Origin of the sequence: Xanthomonas arboricola pv. populi (assembly GCF_002939945.1) — a bacterium.
Taxonomy (GTDB): domain Bacteria; phylum Pseudomonadota; class Gammaproteobacteria; order Xanthomonadales; family Xanthomonadaceae; genus Xanthomonas; species Xanthomonas arboricola_A.
Genome location: NZ_MDEB01000002.1, coordinates 569,209 through 582,423 on the forward strand (window position 1 = coordinate 569,209; position 13,215 = coordinate 582,423).

General features: G+C 63.4%; 23 protein-coding genes. 11 read left to right on the plus strand and 12 right to left on the minus strand.

What is annotated here, in order from left to right:
* Nucleotides 1–249: 249 nt before the first annotated feature.
* From XaplCFBP3123_RS08960 to XaplCFBP3123_RS09000, 8 genes are all read right to left on the minus strand, one after another.
* Nucleotides 250–2,334 (minus strand): terminase gpA endonuclease subunit, encoded by a 2,085-nt coding sequence (locus XaplCFBP3123_RS08960; protein ID WP_104533710.1) that lies wholly within the window; start codon nucleotides 2,332–2,334, stop codon nucleotides 250–252.
* Entirely contained in the window at nucleotides 2,331–2,897 is a 567-nt protein-coding gene (locus tag XaplCFBP3123_RS08965) for a hypothetical protein (protein ID WP_104533711.1), read from the minus strand. Before XaplCFBP3123_RS08965 ends, XaplCFBP3123_RS08960 begins: the two co-directional genes overlap by 4 nt.
* Nucleotides 2,898–3,341: 444 nt before the next feature.
* Complete coding sequence (locus XaplCFBP3123_RS08970) at nucleotides 3,342–4,751, minus strand: VapE domain-containing protein (RefSeq protein ID WP_104533712.1); 1,410 nt, start codon at nucleotides 4,749–4,751, stop codon at nucleotides 3,342–3,344.
* A gap of 165 nt (nucleotides 4,752–4,916) precedes the next feature.
* Complete coding sequence (locus XaplCFBP3123_RS08980; RefSeq protein WP_104533714.1) at nucleotides 4,917–5,975, minus strand: CHC2 zinc finger domain-containing protein; 1,059 nt, start codon at nucleotides 5,973–5,975, stop codon at nucleotides 4,917–4,919.
* Nucleotides 5,972–6,187, minus strand: a complete 216-nt coding sequence (locus XaplCFBP3123_RS08985; RefSeq protein WP_104533715.1) for a hypothetical protein — start codon at nucleotides 6,185–6,187, stop codon at nucleotides 5,972–5,974. Before XaplCFBP3123_RS08985 ends, XaplCFBP3123_RS08980 begins: the two co-directional genes overlap by 4 nt.
* Nucleotides 6,184–6,387 (minus strand): hypothetical protein, encoded by a 204-nt coding sequence (locus tag XaplCFBP3123_RS08990; protein WP_104533716.1) that lies wholly within the window; start codon nucleotides 6,385–6,387, stop codon nucleotides 6,184–6,186. The genes XaplCFBP3123_RS08985 and XaplCFBP3123_RS08990 overlap by 4 nt, the downstream gene beginning before the upstream one ends.
* Nucleotide 6,388: 1 nt before the next feature.
* Nucleotides 6,389–6,919, minus strand: coding sequence for a hypothetical protein (locus tag XaplCFBP3123_RS08995; protein ID WP_104533717.1), 531 nt, complete (start codon nucleotides 6,917–6,919; stop codon nucleotides 6,389–6,391).
* The gene (locus tag XaplCFBP3123_RS09000) at nucleotides 6,916–7,248 is read right to left on the minus strand and encodes a hypothetical protein (RefSeq protein ID WP_253254166.1); all 333 of its coding nucleotides are present in this window, start codon (nucleotides 7,246–7,248) and stop codon (nucleotides 6,916–6,918) included. Before XaplCFBP3123_RS09000 ends, XaplCFBP3123_RS08995 begins: the two co-directional genes overlap by 4 nt.
* Before the next feature lie 80 nt (nucleotides 7,249–7,328).
* Between XaplCFBP3123_RS09000 and XaplCFBP3123_RS09005 the strand changes: the two genes are divergently transcribed.
* Nucleotides 7,329–7,622 (plus strand): hypothetical protein, encoded by a 294-nt coding sequence (locus XaplCFBP3123_RS09005; RefSeq protein ID WP_146091307.1) that lies wholly within the window; start codon nucleotides 7,329–7,331, stop codon nucleotides 7,620–7,622.
* Between the two features lie 131 nt (nucleotides 7,623–7,753).
* On the opposite strand, the gene XaplCFBP3123_RS09010 is transcribed toward XaplCFBP3123_RS09005, so the two are convergent.
* Both XaplCFBP3123_RS09010 and XaplCFBP3123_RS21895 read right to left on the minus strand, forming a co-directional pair.
* Entirely contained in the window at nucleotides 7,754–8,113 is a 360-nt protein-coding gene (locus XaplCFBP3123_RS09010; protein WP_253254167.1) for a hypothetical protein, read from the minus strand.
* A 331-nt stretch (nucleotides 8,114–8,444) separates the two neighbouring features.
* Nucleotides 8,445–8,669: a transcriptional regulator gene (locus XaplCFBP3123_RS21895; protein WP_074057198.1), complete on the minus strand. Its 225-nt coding sequence runs from the start codon at nucleotides 8,667–8,669 to the stop codon at nucleotides 8,445–8,447.
* Between the two features lie 497 nt (nucleotides 8,670–9,166).
* Here XaplCFBP3123_RS21895 and XaplCFBP3123_RS09025 point away from each other — a divergent pair, with 497 nt between their 5' ends.
* The 10 genes from XaplCFBP3123_RS09025 to XaplCFBP3123_RS09070 all read left to right on the plus strand — a co-directional run bounded on the left by XaplCFBP3123_RS09025 (nucleotide 9,167) and on the right by XaplCFBP3123_RS09070 (nucleotide 12,029).
* Entirely contained in the window at nucleotides 9,167–9,550 is a 384-nt protein-coding gene (locus tag XaplCFBP3123_RS09025) for a hypothetical protein (protein WP_253254168.1), read from the plus strand.
* The gene (locus tag XaplCFBP3123_RS21500) at nucleotides 9,516–9,953 is read left to right on the plus strand and encodes a hypothetical protein (RefSeq protein WP_172453168.1); all 438 of its coding nucleotides are present in this window, start codon (nucleotides 9,516–9,518) and stop codon (nucleotides 9,951–9,953) included. Before XaplCFBP3123_RS09025 ends, XaplCFBP3123_RS21500 begins: the two co-directional genes overlap by 35 nt.
* 101 nt (nucleotides 9,954–10,054) lie before the next feature.
* Nucleotides 10,055–10,303, plus strand: coding sequence for a hypothetical protein (locus XaplCFBP3123_RS09035; RefSeq protein WP_104533720.1), 249 nt, complete (start codon nucleotides 10,055–10,057; stop codon nucleotides 10,301–10,303).
* The gene (locus XaplCFBP3123_RS09040; protein ID WP_104533721.1) at nucleotides 10,300–10,512 is read left to right on the plus strand and encodes a hypothetical protein; all 213 of its coding nucleotides are present in this window, start codon (nucleotides 10,300–10,302) and stop codon (nucleotides 10,510–10,512) included. Before XaplCFBP3123_RS09035 ends, XaplCFBP3123_RS09040 begins: the two co-directional genes overlap by 4 nt.
* Nucleotides 10,509–10,781: a hypothetical protein gene (locus tag XaplCFBP3123_RS09045; RefSeq protein WP_104533722.1), complete on the plus strand. Its 273-nt coding sequence runs from the start codon at nucleotides 10,509–10,511 to the stop codon at nucleotides 10,779–10,781. Before XaplCFBP3123_RS09040 ends, XaplCFBP3123_RS09045 begins: the two co-directional genes overlap by 4 nt.
* Nucleotides 10,778–11,056: a hypothetical protein gene (locus XaplCFBP3123_RS09050; protein WP_104533723.1), complete on the plus strand. Its 279-nt coding sequence runs from the start codon at nucleotides 10,778–10,780 to the stop codon at nucleotides 11,054–11,056. The genes XaplCFBP3123_RS09045 and XaplCFBP3123_RS09050 overlap by 4 nt, the downstream gene beginning before the upstream one ends.
* The gene (locus XaplCFBP3123_RS09055; RefSeq protein WP_104533724.1) at nucleotides 11,053–11,241 is read left to right on the plus strand and encodes a hypothetical protein; all 189 of its coding nucleotides are present in this window, start codon (nucleotides 11,053–11,055) and stop codon (nucleotides 11,239–11,241) included. Before XaplCFBP3123_RS09050 ends, XaplCFBP3123_RS09055 begins: the two co-directional genes overlap by 4 nt.
* A gap of 1 nt (nucleotide 11,242) precedes the next feature.
* On the plus strand, nucleotides 11,243–11,542 hold the full coding sequence (locus tag XaplCFBP3123_RS09060) for a hypothetical protein (protein ID WP_104533725.1): 300 nt from the start codon (nucleotides 11,243–11,245) through the stop codon (nucleotides 11,540–11,542).
* An 11-nt stretch (nucleotides 11,543–11,553) separates the two neighbouring features.
* Nucleotides 11,554–11,853, plus strand: a complete 300-nt coding sequence (locus XaplCFBP3123_RS09065) for a hypothetical protein (RefSeq protein WP_104533726.1) — start codon at nucleotides 11,554–11,556, stop codon at nucleotides 11,851–11,853.
* On the plus strand, nucleotides 11,850–12,029 hold the full coding sequence (locus XaplCFBP3123_RS09070; protein WP_104533727.1) for a hypothetical protein: 180 nt from the start codon (nucleotides 11,850–11,852) through the stop codon (nucleotides 12,027–12,029). Before XaplCFBP3123_RS09065 ends, XaplCFBP3123_RS09070 begins: the two co-directional genes overlap by 4 nt.
* A gap of 49 nt (nucleotides 12,030–12,078) precedes the next feature.
* Here XaplCFBP3123_RS09070 and XaplCFBP3123_RS09075 read toward each other — a convergent pair whose 3' ends face one another.
* Nucleotides 12,079–12,528, minus strand: coding sequence for a hypothetical protein (locus XaplCFBP3123_RS09075; protein WP_104533728.1), 450 nt, complete (start codon nucleotides 12,526–12,528; stop codon nucleotides 12,079–12,081).
* Nucleotides 12,529–12,618: 90 nt separating this feature from the next.
* Nucleotides 12,619–13,206, minus strand: a complete 588-nt coding sequence (locus XaplCFBP3123_RS09080; RefSeq protein WP_104533729.1) for a hypothetical protein — start codon at nucleotides 13,204–13,206, stop codon at nucleotides 12,619–12,621.
* Nucleotides 13,207–13,215 lie beyond the last annotated feature (9 nt).

The window sequence follows — 13,215 nt, forward strand, 5'->3', positions numbered from 1 at the left end:
CATGGGCTCTGGACAAACCGTATTTAGCTGCCACGTCTACGACCGGAACGCCTGCGTTCAGGGCTGACTCCATCTCTTGCATGTGATGGACTCTTTGTCTGGCAGGGAAATATGGCCGTTCACCTGCAAAGCACTCCAAAATGGAATCCGCAAACGGCGCAGCGAGCTGCCGACTTACACCGATATCTCGCTGCATTGCAGATATGATGCGCTCGCGAAGCTGATCGTATGGTTTCTTTTGGGCTTCCATCAGAACGACCACCCAGCCCGCGCAAATCCGTTCACACGCGCCTGATTAAAGACCGCAGTTTCATGGGTATCCCGTGATGACTTTTGCATACTAGGCAAATCCTGTTCAAAAGTGCTGACATCCTGATCGAACAAGCCCTTCGTCGCCGGCTGATACTGGTTTTCCAGAACCTCCCACTGCGAGTCGCGGATCACATCGGCCTTCACTGCTGGAGCAAGAGATGCCCAGATGGCATACACGGCAGTGTCGAGCGGCTCGTTCCGCGCCCCCTTTGGTTTGATCCAATAGCCCGATTCCTTGTCGTAGAACTCGACCGTCAGCCCCTTGTAGTACACCGGCAGCAGCGCACCCGGATCCGGACTGATCGGATCTGGCACCTCATCGCCGCGGCCGCCAGGGAAGCGCAGCATGCGCGCTGCCAGATCCTCCGCTTGCCCTTCCGCGTCGGCCTTGTCCTTTGCTGCGAGAGCAGCGGTGAGCCAGCCATACACCATAGTCTTGAGCACAGACGTGCCCACGCCCCACACACCGACGCTTCGCGCCACGGTCTTGTCGCGGTTGTTGACCTCGGTCTTTGCAGGGCGATACACCGCACGCTCCGACTTGCGCTCATTGCGGCCGCGGATCAGATACACCGTCTGCTTGATGAAGCCGTTCGGCGTCTCCACGATGCGCGCCTGGCCGCTCTGGTTGACCAGCTGCTTCACGAACTGCGCCACCGTCTCGGTCCAGTTGCCGCCGTCCAGCGCCACCGCAGTGATGGGCATATCGATGCCGCGTGTGGTCTTCCATGTGCCGCGCAGGTACTCGTCTAGCGCCGGGTAGGTGTCGAGGATGGTGGGGTCCAGGTCGATGATGGCGTAGTCCACCACCCAGCGCCGCTGGCCGCGACCGGTGGCAATCACCTGGATCTCGGCGCGGTCGTGCTGGAAGTCCACGCCCGCTGTCAGCACCAGGCCGCCCAGCGGAACGACGCCTCGCAGCACGCCAGGCTCGCCCAGCTTGGCCACCTCGTCTGCGTCCTGTTCCTGGCGCTCGCCCGCGAATGGCAGGCCGAGCTTGAGGTTGTGGAAGCCGGCGGCTTTATTCGGGTCACGGTCGGCCTCGGCCTTTGCATCGGCCAGGTCTTTCCACGACGGCCCAAGGCCTAACGGCGCATATGCGGCCCACGCGTGGTAGCTGCGGTGATACGGGTCCGCATCGGGATTGGTCGGCTTCCAGTACGCGGTGCCGCCGTGCCCACGCTCGGCAAACATCACATCTTTGTGGTGCTCCTCGATCACGCAGCCGCTCGCCAGGCAAGCGAACGTGCCATCCGGCTGCAAGCGCTCCACATCGAGCGTCTGCTCACCGCCGCAATGCGGGCACTGCACTATGTACACGCGCATGTCGCCTGCTGCATGCCCGGCCTCGATCGCGCTGGCGCCGGCGATTGTCGGCGTGCAGGCGCGGTAGATCTTCGCGCGGTCGCCATACGACATCGCGCGCGCTTCCAACTGCTGGTCGGCCGGCCCCTGCCCGCCGATGTCCTTGGGGTATTCGTCCACCTCGTCCATGAAGATGTAGCGCGCGGTGCGCTGGCGCAGCTGCTTTGCCGAGTTGCTCCAGATCACCCAGAGTGTGCCGCCGGGGAAATGCTTCTCCAGCATGTTGTCGGTGTGGAGCTTGGCCAGCAGCTCGGGCATCTCCATCACCGCCGGGTCGAACTTCGACGCCGCCCAGCTGCGTGCCAGATCCTTCACTGGCTGTGCCACGATCATCGAATCCGCGCCGCGGTCGATCACATAGCCGGTCCAGTTGATGCCGATCTCGGTGGCGCCGATCTGTGCGGACTTCATGAAGTCCACCAGGCGCACCGGGGAGTGGTCGCTCAGGCAATCCATGATCTCGCGCAGGATCGGGTTTCGGCTGGTGCGCCACCGGCCAGGCTCCGCGCCGGAGCCCTTGGCGATGATGCGGTTGGCATCGGCCCACTCGCTCACCGTCTGGATCGGCGGCAGTTCCCACGCACGCTCCCAGGCGTCGCACACGATCGCTGCCGGCTCGGCCAGTTCCACGTCAAAGGCGTTGAGATCCAGCGTCATGCGTCGTCCTCGGTGGCGTCGTTGCGCTGCCCCGGTGGTGCCAGCAGCTGCCGCGCTTCTTTCTGCATCGCCTGTGCGATCAGGCGCACCTCGGCCTCCAGCATCGCCTCGATCGCACGCGGGTCGCTTTCGGCGGCCAGCTTGGCGCGCAGGCGACCGGGCAGATTCATCATGCTGTTGAGCGCCTGGCGCACGAGGGTGAACACGGCGCGCTCCACGCCCTTCGTGCGCGTCAGCTCGCGGGACTCTTCGCCCAGCTCCAGCTCTGCCAACCGCGCCCGCGCCAGCCGTTCGCGGCGTACGGCTTCCTGCACGCTGGGCACATCGCTCGGCAGCACGCGGGCGGTGGGCACATCCAGCCGTGCGTCGGCGCCAGCCGTGCGATCGCCGCCGCGCAGCGGGTCGGTGATGTCATCCAGCAGCGCATCGCTGGCGGCCACGTTGATCCGCTTGCCGTCGGCGTGCATCACCAGCTTGCCGGAGCGACGCATGCGGCGGATGTAGGAGTCGCTGCAATTCCGGTGGGCCGCGTATTCCGCTGCGGTCATGGTTTCGGAACTCATGCGGCCATCCCTGTTCCGTTCGGAACCAAAGCCCGGAACAAAAGATGCACGAAAAGTGGGGTCCGAATTACCCGCAGACGGGCAAGGTCCAGGAGGACCCGCGCCACGGTCGCGCCCGCCACCCCGGCCACTACGGTCGCGGTCGCTCCGCCCTGCCCCTGCCCACCTGCGCGGCGATTCCCGTGGAACACGACGCCACGCGGGCACGTCCACACCGTCCGCACCTCGGCCGCGAGGTCTGGACGGCCGCAGCCCTTGGAATCATTGAGGTGTCCAGACTGTCCACACTGTCCATACCTGTTGAGAGTTTTTGATTGATGGTGAAAAAGGGTCATGTACGTAGGCGCGCGCGAAAGGTGTGGACGGTGTGGACGGCCTTGCCGCAGTGAGCGGGAGGTCTGGACACAGGTGTGGACAGGTGTGGACGTTGGCGGCAAGGTCTGGTCAGAAGTCCGGTGCATCCGTCGCCTCCTGGCTCGCCTGCTCTCGGCTGGCGCCGGCCAGCCACTCGTCCACCGTCAGGCCAGCACGAAACCATCGCGGCTCTCGCCCACCGTCCGGCCATCGCCGTCGGTGGTTCTCCCAGCCCAGCGTCTTGAGGATGGCCGCCACACGCATCTGCTCCGGCTTGCCGTGCTTGCCTGGGTCTAACCCGATGGCATGCACCAGGATCTCGTCGGTGGTGGCCCAGTCCACCTTGGCTGCAGAGAACTTCAGGCGCGCTGGGTAGCGGTCCTCGGCCATGCGGCCATCCAGCCACTTCTCCACGCGCCCCTCCCAGCTGTCGCCCACGTAGCGCGCGGCCTGCTCCTCGGCTGCCTCGGCGGGCAGCTGCCACCATTCGAAGCCGCCATCGAACATGTGCATCGCCTCGGCCCACAGCTGCTCGCGCTGTGCACTGATCGCATCAATGAGCACCTCTCCATCGGTGCGTACCGGCAGGAAGCGGCGGCCACCTGTTGGATCGCGCAGGTACTGGTGCTCGTTGGTCGTACCGGCGAACACGCACTCACGGCGGTAGGAACGCGGCACGCGCTCGTAGGGCGCTCGGAACTTGTCCACGCGCCGGGTGATGGCCGTCTTGACGCTGGTGACGTCGGCTTTGGAGAAGCTGTCCATCTCGCCGATCTCCACACCCCACGCGCCCTGGATGACCTGATAGAAGTCCTTGCCGCTGGGCGACTCGCTGGTCTCCACGAACCACTGGCTGCCGAAGATGGCGCGCAGCGCGCTGGACTTGCGTTTGCCCTGCTCGCCCTCCAGCACCAGCATGAAGTCCACCTGCGCGCCGACCGACGGCTGCTTGGCGTCGAACCAGAGTACGCGCGCCACTGCGCTCACCATGAAACATTGCGCTGCGCGCCGGCTGTAGGCCGAATCGGCCGCACCGAAGAGATTCACCAGCATGCTTTCCACGCGCGGCTGCCCATCCCATTGCAGGCCGGTGAGGAACTCGCGGATGGGATGGCGCCGGTAACGCCTGGCCACCGCAATCACCGACTTGAGCACCAGCTCGTCGCTGCACTTCATCGCGTACCGGTCAGGGTGCTGCAGCCACGCTGCAAGCTCGTATGCATCGGAGTCGATGAACTCCTCGCGGCTACCACCGCGCCACGGCGGGTCGCGCTCCAGCTTCACCTGGTTGCTCGAATCGTTGAGCCACCACAACCCAGCCAGCCGCTCGTCGTGCTCCATGATCAGGATCAGGTTGTGCAGCGTGCCTTCGACGTTGCGGTCGCGGTTGTACGTCAGCTGCGCCTTCCAGGCGTCCGGGTTGTGATCCCCACCGCCGGGCGGTGCCGTGCCCAGCCCACCGTCAACCACGGTGAGCGTCTTACGTTTGGTCAATGTCATCCCCGCTCGCCCTCTTCGCAGCGTTGCGCCTGCTGCAGGCAGTAGTCGTGCCGGCGCTGGCATCGCGCCGGTGTCTCGTATGGGTTGCGTAGTGCTGCCTCAGCCGAGGCGCGCCAATCGGAGGCAGTTGGTTGTCGGTCACGCCACAGGTCGCATTGCGTGGTGTCACTGCGCATGGCCTGGCACCACGGTGACTTCGATCACTCGCCCGGCTGCCCATGCGGACAACTGCCGTGGCGTCCAGCCGTCGCGCTCCAGCGCATCGGCAATATCCCAGCCGTCCGGCATGCCATCGGTATCGATCAGCCGTACGCTGTGAGCACCTGCGCGCATAGCCAGCTGGGCCAGGCCCGGGATGTAGTGGCCGGCATCATTACGCCACCCGAGCATCGCCTTGCGCCCTGCCGCGTCGGCGTCGGGCCACAACACCACGTTGCGGCCGGCTAACGGCCGCCAGTCGGTCTTGGGCACCGCATTGCTGCCACCTGGCCACGACGCGACCGCATACCGCTCCCACGCGCCAGCGCCAGCCGCGCGGCATTTTTCGCCTTCCACCAACAACACGTCGGCATCAGCCTTGGCCGCCAGGGCGTCCAGGCCGTAGATCGGCCGCGGCGTGGGGAAATGCTGGATGCACCACTGGCGCTTGCCGTCCGGCCCTACGCACCACGTCACTTGCGGCGTCCACTTCTTCACCTTGCGTGTCTGGCGGTCCGTGAACTCAGCACGCAGCACGTAGCCCAGCAGGCGGCCCTCGCTATCGCGGTAGGCGTCGGTACGCACCACGCGCATGCGTCGCAGGCGCCCGCGCTTGGGATTCCAGATCGGCACCGTCCAGCCGTTGCCGGCCAGCAGGTCTGGCGCATCGTCAGGCACTGGCATCAGCGGCACCCACGTCACGTCGAGCGGTGCCTCTACGTCCATGCGCACGTCGTCGCGCGCCTGGCGGAAGTCCTGCGCGCCCAGCTGCACGCACGCCTCGTGGAAATCGCAGCCGGTGATGGCCATCAAGAAGCCAATCACATCGTGGTGTGCGCCGCAGCCGAAGCAGTGCACAAACCCCTTCACCGGAATCACCGTGAAGGATGGCGAAGACTCGTTGTGGAAGGGGCACAGGCCCGCATATTCCTTGCCGGCGCGGCGCAGTTGCACATAGCGCTCAACCACCGCCACCAGGTCCACCGTGGCCTTGAGCTCGTCCACGTCGATTTTGATCTGGCTCATCGGGCCCTTCCCCCTTTCAACTGCTCGCGCCGGGCCTGCGCTCGGTACTGCACGCGCAGGTAGTCGGCGATGCGCGCCCGGCAGCCAATGCCGCCGGTACAAATCTCGGTGTGTTGGCAGTGCTCCGGCAGCGCATCAACGGCGGCCTTCCACTGCTGGCGCGGCGCCTTGGCGATGTCCAGCGCCTTGGTGATGCAGCGGCTCACGCTCATCGCTGCCGATCCAGCGGCAGCGCGGCCTGCGGGTTGTGATGCGCTTCGTCCTGCATGCGCAACCGCTCACGCTCGGCCAGTGCATCGTCGCCAGCCAGGCCTGGCGCACCGCTATAGAGCAGGCGCAGCGCTTCGGCCACGTGCTGCTGTGCGGCTGGGCTCAAGGTGCGGCGAATGTGCGGCGCGCGGTTGATGGTCATGTCATCCACGTTTGCGGCCCTTAGCCGCTGCACGGCGCACGTTGCGCTCCAGGCGGTGGCACATGGTGCGGATGGCCTGCAGCTCGTCGACCATGAGGTCGGCTTCCTGCAGTGACAGGTGCGCATCGTCCAGCGCCTCCAGCGCCACACCAGACAGGCGCCCCGCATGCTTGGCCACATGCAGCAGCTTGGCTTGAATGGCTGCCACTTCATCCGGCCAGCCGTGCTCCGGCGCCGGCGGCACGAAGTCCATCGCGAGCTCGAACTGCGCGCCCAGCGATTGAATCCAGCAGGTGGCCAGTGCCTGGCCGGCGCTCAGCTCCTGCATCCACTCGGTGAGCATCTCCGCCATCTCCATCGACAGCGACTCGCCCTCCAGGCCTCGCAGCTTCTTGCGTAGCGATTCCGCCGTGATCGTCTTGCCGCGCCGCTCCGTCAGATAGGCGGCAGCCGCGCGCACATTGCCCGGCATCTGCGACACCGCGTTGTACAGCGCGTCGCGCCAATAGATGTCTGAGCGTTGGCATGTCATTGCGCAACACCCTGAAACGGTGAGCAGTTCATCGTGGTGGTGGTCTGGCTGGCAGACGCACCATGTGCGTTATGCACACCACCACCCCACTCCTGCGGTTCACTGCCTTGCGGCGCTACCACGTTCGCACCGGCATTGGCGATGTTGTCGCTGTCTTCTTCATTGCCAAGCAAACCGGCAATGAAAGCGAACGAGCCGCTCACGCTAAGCAGAATCGCCGCAGCGATACGCAGTCCTCCCGGCATGGTTGAGCAGACCCGCGAGCGCGTGCCCTGCTCCCACGTACGGCGCACAGCGTCGAGCACTGCCTTCTGGCGCTTCTCACGCATGAGCTTGCTCTCCGTTGACCAGACGACGACCGTGATAGCCTTCGGACAGATCCAAATCGCCACAGGACAAGGCCGCACGCATGGGAATGTTGGAAGATGTGATCAAGGCGCTGGAACGGATCCCGCTTTGGAAACGGGTCAGCGTGTTGCCCGACCAAGTCGAGCAATTGCAAGAGCGCGTGGCCGCCCTCGAAGCACAACTCGCCGGAAAGCCCGGTGCCCTCTGCCCCATCTGCAATGCAGCTGGATTCAAGAGAACAAGGTCGCGCGAGCATCCGGACTTTGGGTTCGCGGGGCTCAAGCTCGACTCCTACGAGTGCGCCGCTTGCGGGCATTCAGAGGAGCGCGAACGCAACGAGGGCGCACATCGATAGCAATGTCGCGCAAGGCGGCGGCGAGCGCGTCCGATATCTCACGCGCAGAGCCATCGACGATCGCAACAGTAATGTGCATCGCGCCGTCTTCCTCGTATCGAACAATCAGAGTTCCGCGGGCAAGCGCCATATCAGAGCCACTCCGGTATATCTGCGAAATCGATCGCCAGAAGAGGCCAACCCACGCGACGGCGGCGCTCTATGAGCGCTGCCCACTCGTCGGCGGTCAGGGTCAGGTCGGCGGTGTCGCCGTTGTTGTAGATAGGAAGGCCCACCAGGGACGCAAGCTCGCCTGCGTCCAGGCGCTCGCTGAGAGGCGTGATGTATCTGCCATCCTGCGAGCAACCACCGGCGATGTACGATCGGACGTCAGTCCCAATCTCACGCGCAGAGGCCACAGGCATGCCAAACAAATTGTCCGAGAAAGAAGTCAGCGACCAACGGCTGGACGCTATCGAATTGGTGCTAGAAGTCGTGCTGCCCATGCTCATCAGCAACGCTCCAAATCAACGTCAGATTCGACGGCGATTGTTGGACCTGGCCGACGCACCACCTGCCCACATGTCGGACAACACGGCGCTGCCCCTTCTGGTGGATGCAATCGAGTCAGCGTGCCCCGACAACGACGCAGCGCCTCTCTAACGAAAGCTGTACCCGATGCGCCCAGTGCATGCGCCAGCTGGATCTGTTCTTTCCTATTGGAGAGCCCAGCAACGACCTTTGCCGTGAGGCTCTGGAGATATTCGGGTGCAATCACGTTCGCGACTCCACGGTTGAAGGCGAGTTGCACATCGGCGATCTCGATGTGGCTACATAGGGCTGTCATGCAACCTGCTGCTGTGTGTTTGGTATCGGGCCGAATACGTCTGGACGAAGGGCATGGCGTGACACACCAGTGCAGGTCTCGATGACGAGAACGTGGTGAGCCGCTACCGGCCTACGCGCAGTAGCCCACTGCGACACCATCGCCGGATGGACATTGAGCGCATTAGCAAGAGCGCGTTGCCCACCGGCGGCCCGGATCGCTGTCTGTATTGGGGTTTCCATGCCGGAAGCATAGCGACGCTATCTACGCATGTAAATAGCAGTGCTGATGGTAGCCGCAATGACCTATCAATAGCATTGCTACATGCCTAGACCTGCAAATCCAAAGACCCCCGAAGGCCAAGCCATCACTGAGGCAATTCAGCGGTCTAGGCAGTCGCAGGCCAAGCTTGCTGACGCGCTCGATGTAAGCGCTGGATTCATCTCCCAATTTGCCAGCGGCCACAGGCCGGTACCTTGGGACAAAGCAGAGCCGCTTGCCGCCCTCATTGGGCTGCCACCCTCGTTGATCAGTGCGGAGTATCGACGGCTGCAAGATCATTTCACGCGATCTCATCCGCAGCGACTCGATGCGGAAATAATCGTCGCGGCGGTTGCGTATGCGAAGAAGGTCGCGGGCCTGATGGCTGACGATTCATTCGCCGTGGAGCATCGGCCGGAAGAGATGGCAGATGCAATCAACGCAACCTTGGAAATGAAGAACGCGTTGGAGGGAAGTAGTGAGTTTGAAGGAAGAGATGGAACGGTTGGCCGAGTCAGTCGCCCTACGCGCTCAGCGCAAGCTGGGGAAAAAAGCGAGCCTGCGCCTCGTCGGGCGCGAAAATCTGCATAGAGAGGTTGCCGGCGCGCCAGCCCCGACGCCCAAGTCGCAGATGGACGACATCACTCGCGAAGGGCACTACCGCATGATTCGCCACTATCGGCATTTCTGGGGGCGACCCATGCAGATTCTGATCGATCAAGCATGCAGGGAGGTGGCCGGTTTTGAGCAACTAGGCGATGAAGAACTGCGCCAATTGATGCGTGACATGGACAGAGGCATCGAATGCATCCGGGAGGACATCAGGTTTGAAGATGCCGGTTTGCTGCGATCAATATCGTAAGGAAGACATGAAAAGAACTGCTTGTATCACTTTGCTCATCCTGACTGGGTGTGCAAGTAGCCCTAAGGGCTTGGAGAAGCCGGAGTTCGCCTCCGCTTTCGTTGTGGAGATTCCCTATCAACTCGCCCTTAAGCGCATTGTTGAAGCAGACGGAGAGTGCCGCCCTAAACCGCTGGTACCGGTTGGTCAGACGATCAACGACGTGCAGAACTACCCTGATCTGCGAGAGGCAAAGATCGTGCAGGGTGCGTCCGGCGTAGGAACGCAGATCTATACCGTCATCACCGTCAAAGAAGTCGAGACTGGGCGGACGGAGGTCACTTTGTATGCAAAGGCTACCCGGGAGCGGCAAGTTGTCCGCCTGAAGCGCTGGGTCGAGGGCGGCAACGGCTGCAAGTTTTAACCGCTCAGCCGCCCATACCGTTCATAGATAGCCTTGCTATTGATTGTTGTAGATAGCTCCGCTATTGTTCTCCTGCCGCGAGGTCGCGGCAGGAGAACGCGATGCGTACCAGCACACCCGCCATAGATGCGCAGGCAGCCACCGTCGCTGCCGACCAAGAATTGCTTGCTATTGCTCGCAGGTGTCTTCAAGCCTGTGCAGCTGCCGACCACTTACACGCCAAAGCACTCAAACGCCGGGGAATGTCGAAGGGTCCGAAGCGCTACCCAAAGCGCAGCGATCGTATCGAGCTCACTGGCTTGCGGGCCGAAGCAGCCAGCCGTGACTTTGTTCGGGAGTTGCGCGCATGAGCGCTCTCGCCGCAAGGTTGACGCCTGAGGATCTGACAGCCGCGATCATCTGGGCCGAAGACGCCATTCGCGAGGATACGCACACCCTCACCACGCTTGGCGATTACGCCTCTGCGAGCTATGCCTCGTGCCTCCAAAAACGCATCGCCAAGCGTAGGGAGCAGGTAGCGCGTTTTCGCTCCGCACTGGCAGAAGCGAGCGCCGCATGAGTGGCTTTCCCTCGGCCAACTTTTGCTTGGGCAGCGGCCAAGGCACGTTGCTACGCCTGTGCATCAAGGGCGACGCCGTCAGCGCTGCGCTGTATGGCACTGATCGCAGCAACAAGATCGCGGTAACGGTGTGCCGCGTTCGTGATGTGCGCCGCATGCAAGGCGCCCTGCAACTCGGCCAGACCGCGTACACCGCCGGCGACGACGCGCTGCAGGCCATGTGCGAATGGATGGCGGCGCACGGTGCATCGGTGGCGGCGACGCCATGAGCAATCGCCCGCTAGAAGCCTTTTTCCCCACCGGGCATGCCGGCCAGACGCTGGCGCTGATGATCTGCACCGACTGGATCTGGGCTGGCCTGTACGACGGCAAGGTCACTCCGTCGCTGGATGGCTGCGCCGTTGCGCCGCGCCTGCGCGCGCGCACCACCGCCCGCCACCTGTGCATCGGCCGCGACACGTTCGCACTGGCACCACGCGTGCTGCTGCGTGCAACGCGCTGGCTGCGGCAACACGGCGTGCACGTACAGGAGCCACGCGCATGAGCCGCACTTATCAGCGCACCCTCGCCGTTGGCTGGACAGTCGTGGCGATCACCGCGGCCATCTGTGTGCCGCTGCGCCTGGCCGAACTTCACGCGGCGCATCGCAGCGCCGGCGCAACGCACGTGGTGGATAGCGAGCAATCGCCTGCCCTCCCCCACGTCCGGCTGGCGCAGGCGGAGGACTGACATGCGCCAGGAAGCCATGCCGCTGCCGTCCACCGTTCCGCAGTGCCAGCCGGGCCACCGCCCGCAGCTGGTCACCACCCACGGCGCGCCGCACCGCTACCGCATCGGCGGCCCGGCGCCGACCACGTTCCACATCGAGTGCTGCCGCTGCGGCAAGGCCACCGCGCCAAGCACCAGCCGCGCGCTCACCGAAAGCCGCTGGACCGAACCCACCGGCCAGCACCGCATCCCGTTGTCCCACCTGAGCCGTGCGCGCGAGCAGTTGTTCGCCCAGCTGGCGCATGCGGCACACGCCGCCTGATTGAGGTCACCATGCATCTACAACCCAAAGCACAGGCCGCGCTGAAGGCGGCCTACGGCGCCCAGGGCCGCACCCTGCGCCGCACCCGTGGCGGCTTTGCCGCCATGCCCGCACAAGTGCAGACCAGCGGCCCCGTGCAGATCCAAGCGTTCACCCGCCGCTGCATCAACTGGCTCGACGAAGCCGGCCTGGTGCAATTCGACGACCCGCAATTCCCCAACGTCATCACCCTCAACCCGCGCGGCATCGCCTACGCCGAGCAGCTGTTGCGCGCCGAACCCGCTGCGCGCGACAAGGCAGGTGCGCGATGAGCGCCTTCGCCCTCTCCACCGTGCGCCACAAAGACCGCGAACGCGCCGACCTGGCCAACGACCTCAAGGCCTTCGCCAAGCGCGGCGGCAAGGTGCAGAAGCTGGGTGCTACGCCGGTGCGCAAGAGCATGTCGCGCCGCGAACTAAATGATGCGCGGATCAAGAAAGATGCCTAGCCAAAACATGACAATGCACCTCCGTCAGCTCTGCAGAGGCCCTACTGCATCATTTGGGTTTCAGCTGCGCGCCGCTCTCTGCGCGCGTCAAGTCCCGGCGCTCTTTAAGAATTTCCATGCTAGTAGCCATGGTGCTAATAACGACCAGCATCATCAGCATAAAAATACCGATCGGCTTGACCCGCTTACGCTTTTCAGCTGGCACACCATGCAACACAGGCTTGAGGTAAATAAACATTCCGCAGCCCATCGAAGCAGCTCCAGCCAACATGCAGCCGAACGCACTAATTGCCCTCAACACGTCAAGGGGCGCAGATTCTTTAACAGCTGCGCCGGCGAACAGAAGCGACACCCCGAGAGCCATGCACTTTGTCAATTCGACAAATCGCTTCATGGCGTTATCAAAGGCCTCGGCCTTGAGATTGTCTATCCGCCGCAGACGCCGTTTCCCCCATCTTTTCTGAAAATCACTGGACGTCCCTTCACGATCTCCACTCATAAGCAACCTCAGCTTCCCTCGACGGCAAATTCTAATGCTTCGCTTGAGCTGGGTATTTGTCGGAAGACGCAAATCAAGCGCGTGATCGCCCTATACGTCGGGGCTGCCGAAGGTATGGCTGTCCGGATCAGCCGCACTCAAGCCGGTGGCACGCTCAACTATCCGTTCTGCGGCACGCAGACACGCAGTGAGCGAGCGGAGTCCGGCCCGGTATTGCCGAATCACTTTCTGGGCACTTGCCTGCGGAGTAATGCTGCCATCGAGAGCCGCGTGGATTGGCATGGCATCAAGGGTACGAGCAATCCAAATCGCATCTGCGATAGAGGCAGCGTCATCCCCCAACTCATGAAGCTGAGGCAAAACTGCGGTCAGATCCGGGGGGATCTTTACAGGATCCCTCAGCGGATCATCGTCGAGCAGAAAGAAGAGATCAGAATCACCCGCTTGCATTGCCCACACGACACGGCCGCGCCAACTTGGAAGAACGCGACGCAGCTCAAGCGCGACCCATCGCGCGCGCGAACGCTGCGCGCGGTCAGCCCTGGAGGTCTGGTATATCGACATGAGCAACGCAACGGCAACCGCAGCAAGCGTTCCGATTGCCGCCCAGGCATCCCAGTTCACGACGCAGTTCTTGCTCAGCCACCAGCACTGGCTGACGCCATCCAGCATGCCCATCAGTTGATC

Excerpts from the sequence above, each read along its gene's own strand:
- XaplCFBP3123_RS08985 (WP_104533715.1), bottom strand. The coding sequence starts at position 6,187 with ATGAGCGTGAGCCGCTGCATCACCAAGGCGCTGGACATCGCCAAGGCG.
- XaplCFBP3123_RS09070 (WP_104533727.1), top strand. The coding sequence starts at position 11,850 with ATGAGCGCCTTCGCCCTCTCCACCGTGCGCCACAAAGACCGCGAACGC.
- XaplCFBP3123_RS08960 (WP_104533710.1), bottom strand. The coding sequence starts at position 2,334 with ATGACGCTGGATCTCAACGCCTTTGACGTGGAACTGGCCGAGCCGGCA.
- XaplCFBP3123_RS09040 (WP_104533721.1), top strand. The coding sequence starts at position 10,300 with ATGAGCGCTCTCGCCGCAAGGTTGACGCCTGAGGATCTGACAGCCGCG.
- XaplCFBP3123_RS09075 (WP_104533728.1), bottom strand. The coding sequence starts at position 12,528 with ATGAGTGGAGATCGTGAAGGGACGTCCAGTGATTTTCAGAAAAGATGG.
- XaplCFBP3123_RS08970 (WP_104533712.1), bottom strand. The coding sequence starts at position 4,751 with ATGACATTGACCAAACGTAAGACGCTCACCGTGGTTGACGGTGGGCTG.
- XaplCFBP3123_RS09055 (WP_104533724.1), top strand. The coding sequence starts at position 11,053 with ATGAGCCGCACTTATCAGCGCACCCTCGCCGTTGGCTGGACAGTCGTG.
- XaplCFBP3123_RS09005 (WP_146091307.1), top strand. The coding sequence starts at position 7,329 with ATGGGAATGTTGGAAGATGTGATCAAGGCGCTGGAACGGATCCCGCTT.
- XaplCFBP3123_RS09065 (WP_104533726.1), top strand. The coding sequence starts at position 11,554 with ATGCATCTACAACCCAAAGCACAGGCCGCGCTGAAGGCGGCCTACGGC.
- XaplCFBP3123_RS09045 (WP_104533722.1), top strand. The coding sequence starts at position 10,509 with ATGAGTGGCTTTCCCTCGGCCAACTTTTGCTTGGGCAGCGGCCAAGGC.
- XaplCFBP3123_RS09080 (WP_104533729.1), bottom strand. The coding sequence starts at position 13,206 with ATGGGCATGCTGGATGGCGTCAGCCAGTGCTGGTGGCTGAGCAAGAAC.
- XaplCFBP3123_RS09050 (WP_104533723.1), top strand. The coding sequence starts at position 10,778 with ATGAGCAATCGCCCGCTAGAAGCCTTTTTCCCCACCGGGCATGCCGGC.
- XaplCFBP3123_RS08995 (WP_104533717.1), bottom strand. The coding sequence starts at position 6,919 with ATGACATGCCAACGCTCAGACATCTATTGGCGCGACGCGCTGTACAAC.
- XaplCFBP3123_RS09035 (WP_104533720.1), top strand. The coding sequence starts at position 10,055 with ATGCGTACCAGCACACCCGCCATAGATGCGCAGGCAGCCACCGTCGCT.
- XaplCFBP3123_RS08990 (WP_104533716.1), bottom strand. The coding sequence starts at position 6,387 with ATGACCATCAACCGCGCGCCGCACATTCGCCGCACCTTGAGCCCAGCC.
- XaplCFBP3123_RS09000 (WP_253254166.1), bottom strand. The coding sequence starts at position 7,248 with ATGCGTGAGAAGCGCCAGAAGGCAGTGCTCGACGCTGTGCGCCGTACG.
- XaplCFBP3123_RS09010 (WP_253254167.1), bottom strand. The coding sequence starts at position 8,113 with ATGAGCATGGGCAGCACGACTTCTAGCACCAATTCGATAGCGTCCAGC.
- XaplCFBP3123_RS21895 (WP_074057198.1), bottom strand. The coding sequence starts at position 8,669 with ATGGAAACCCCAATACAGACAGCGATCCGGGCCGCCGGTGGGCAACGC.
- XaplCFBP3123_RS08980 (WP_104533714.1), bottom strand. The coding sequence starts at position 5,975 with ATGAGCCAGATCAAAATCGACGTGGACGAGCTCAAGGCCACGGTGGAC.
- XaplCFBP3123_RS09060 (WP_104533725.1), top strand. The coding sequence starts at position 11,243 with ATGCGCCAGGAAGCCATGCCGCTGCCGTCCACCGTTCCGCAGTGCCAG.
- XaplCFBP3123_RS08965 (WP_104533711.1), bottom strand. The coding sequence starts at position 2,897 with ATGAGTTCCGAAACCATGACCGCAGCGGAATACGCGGCCCACCGGAAT.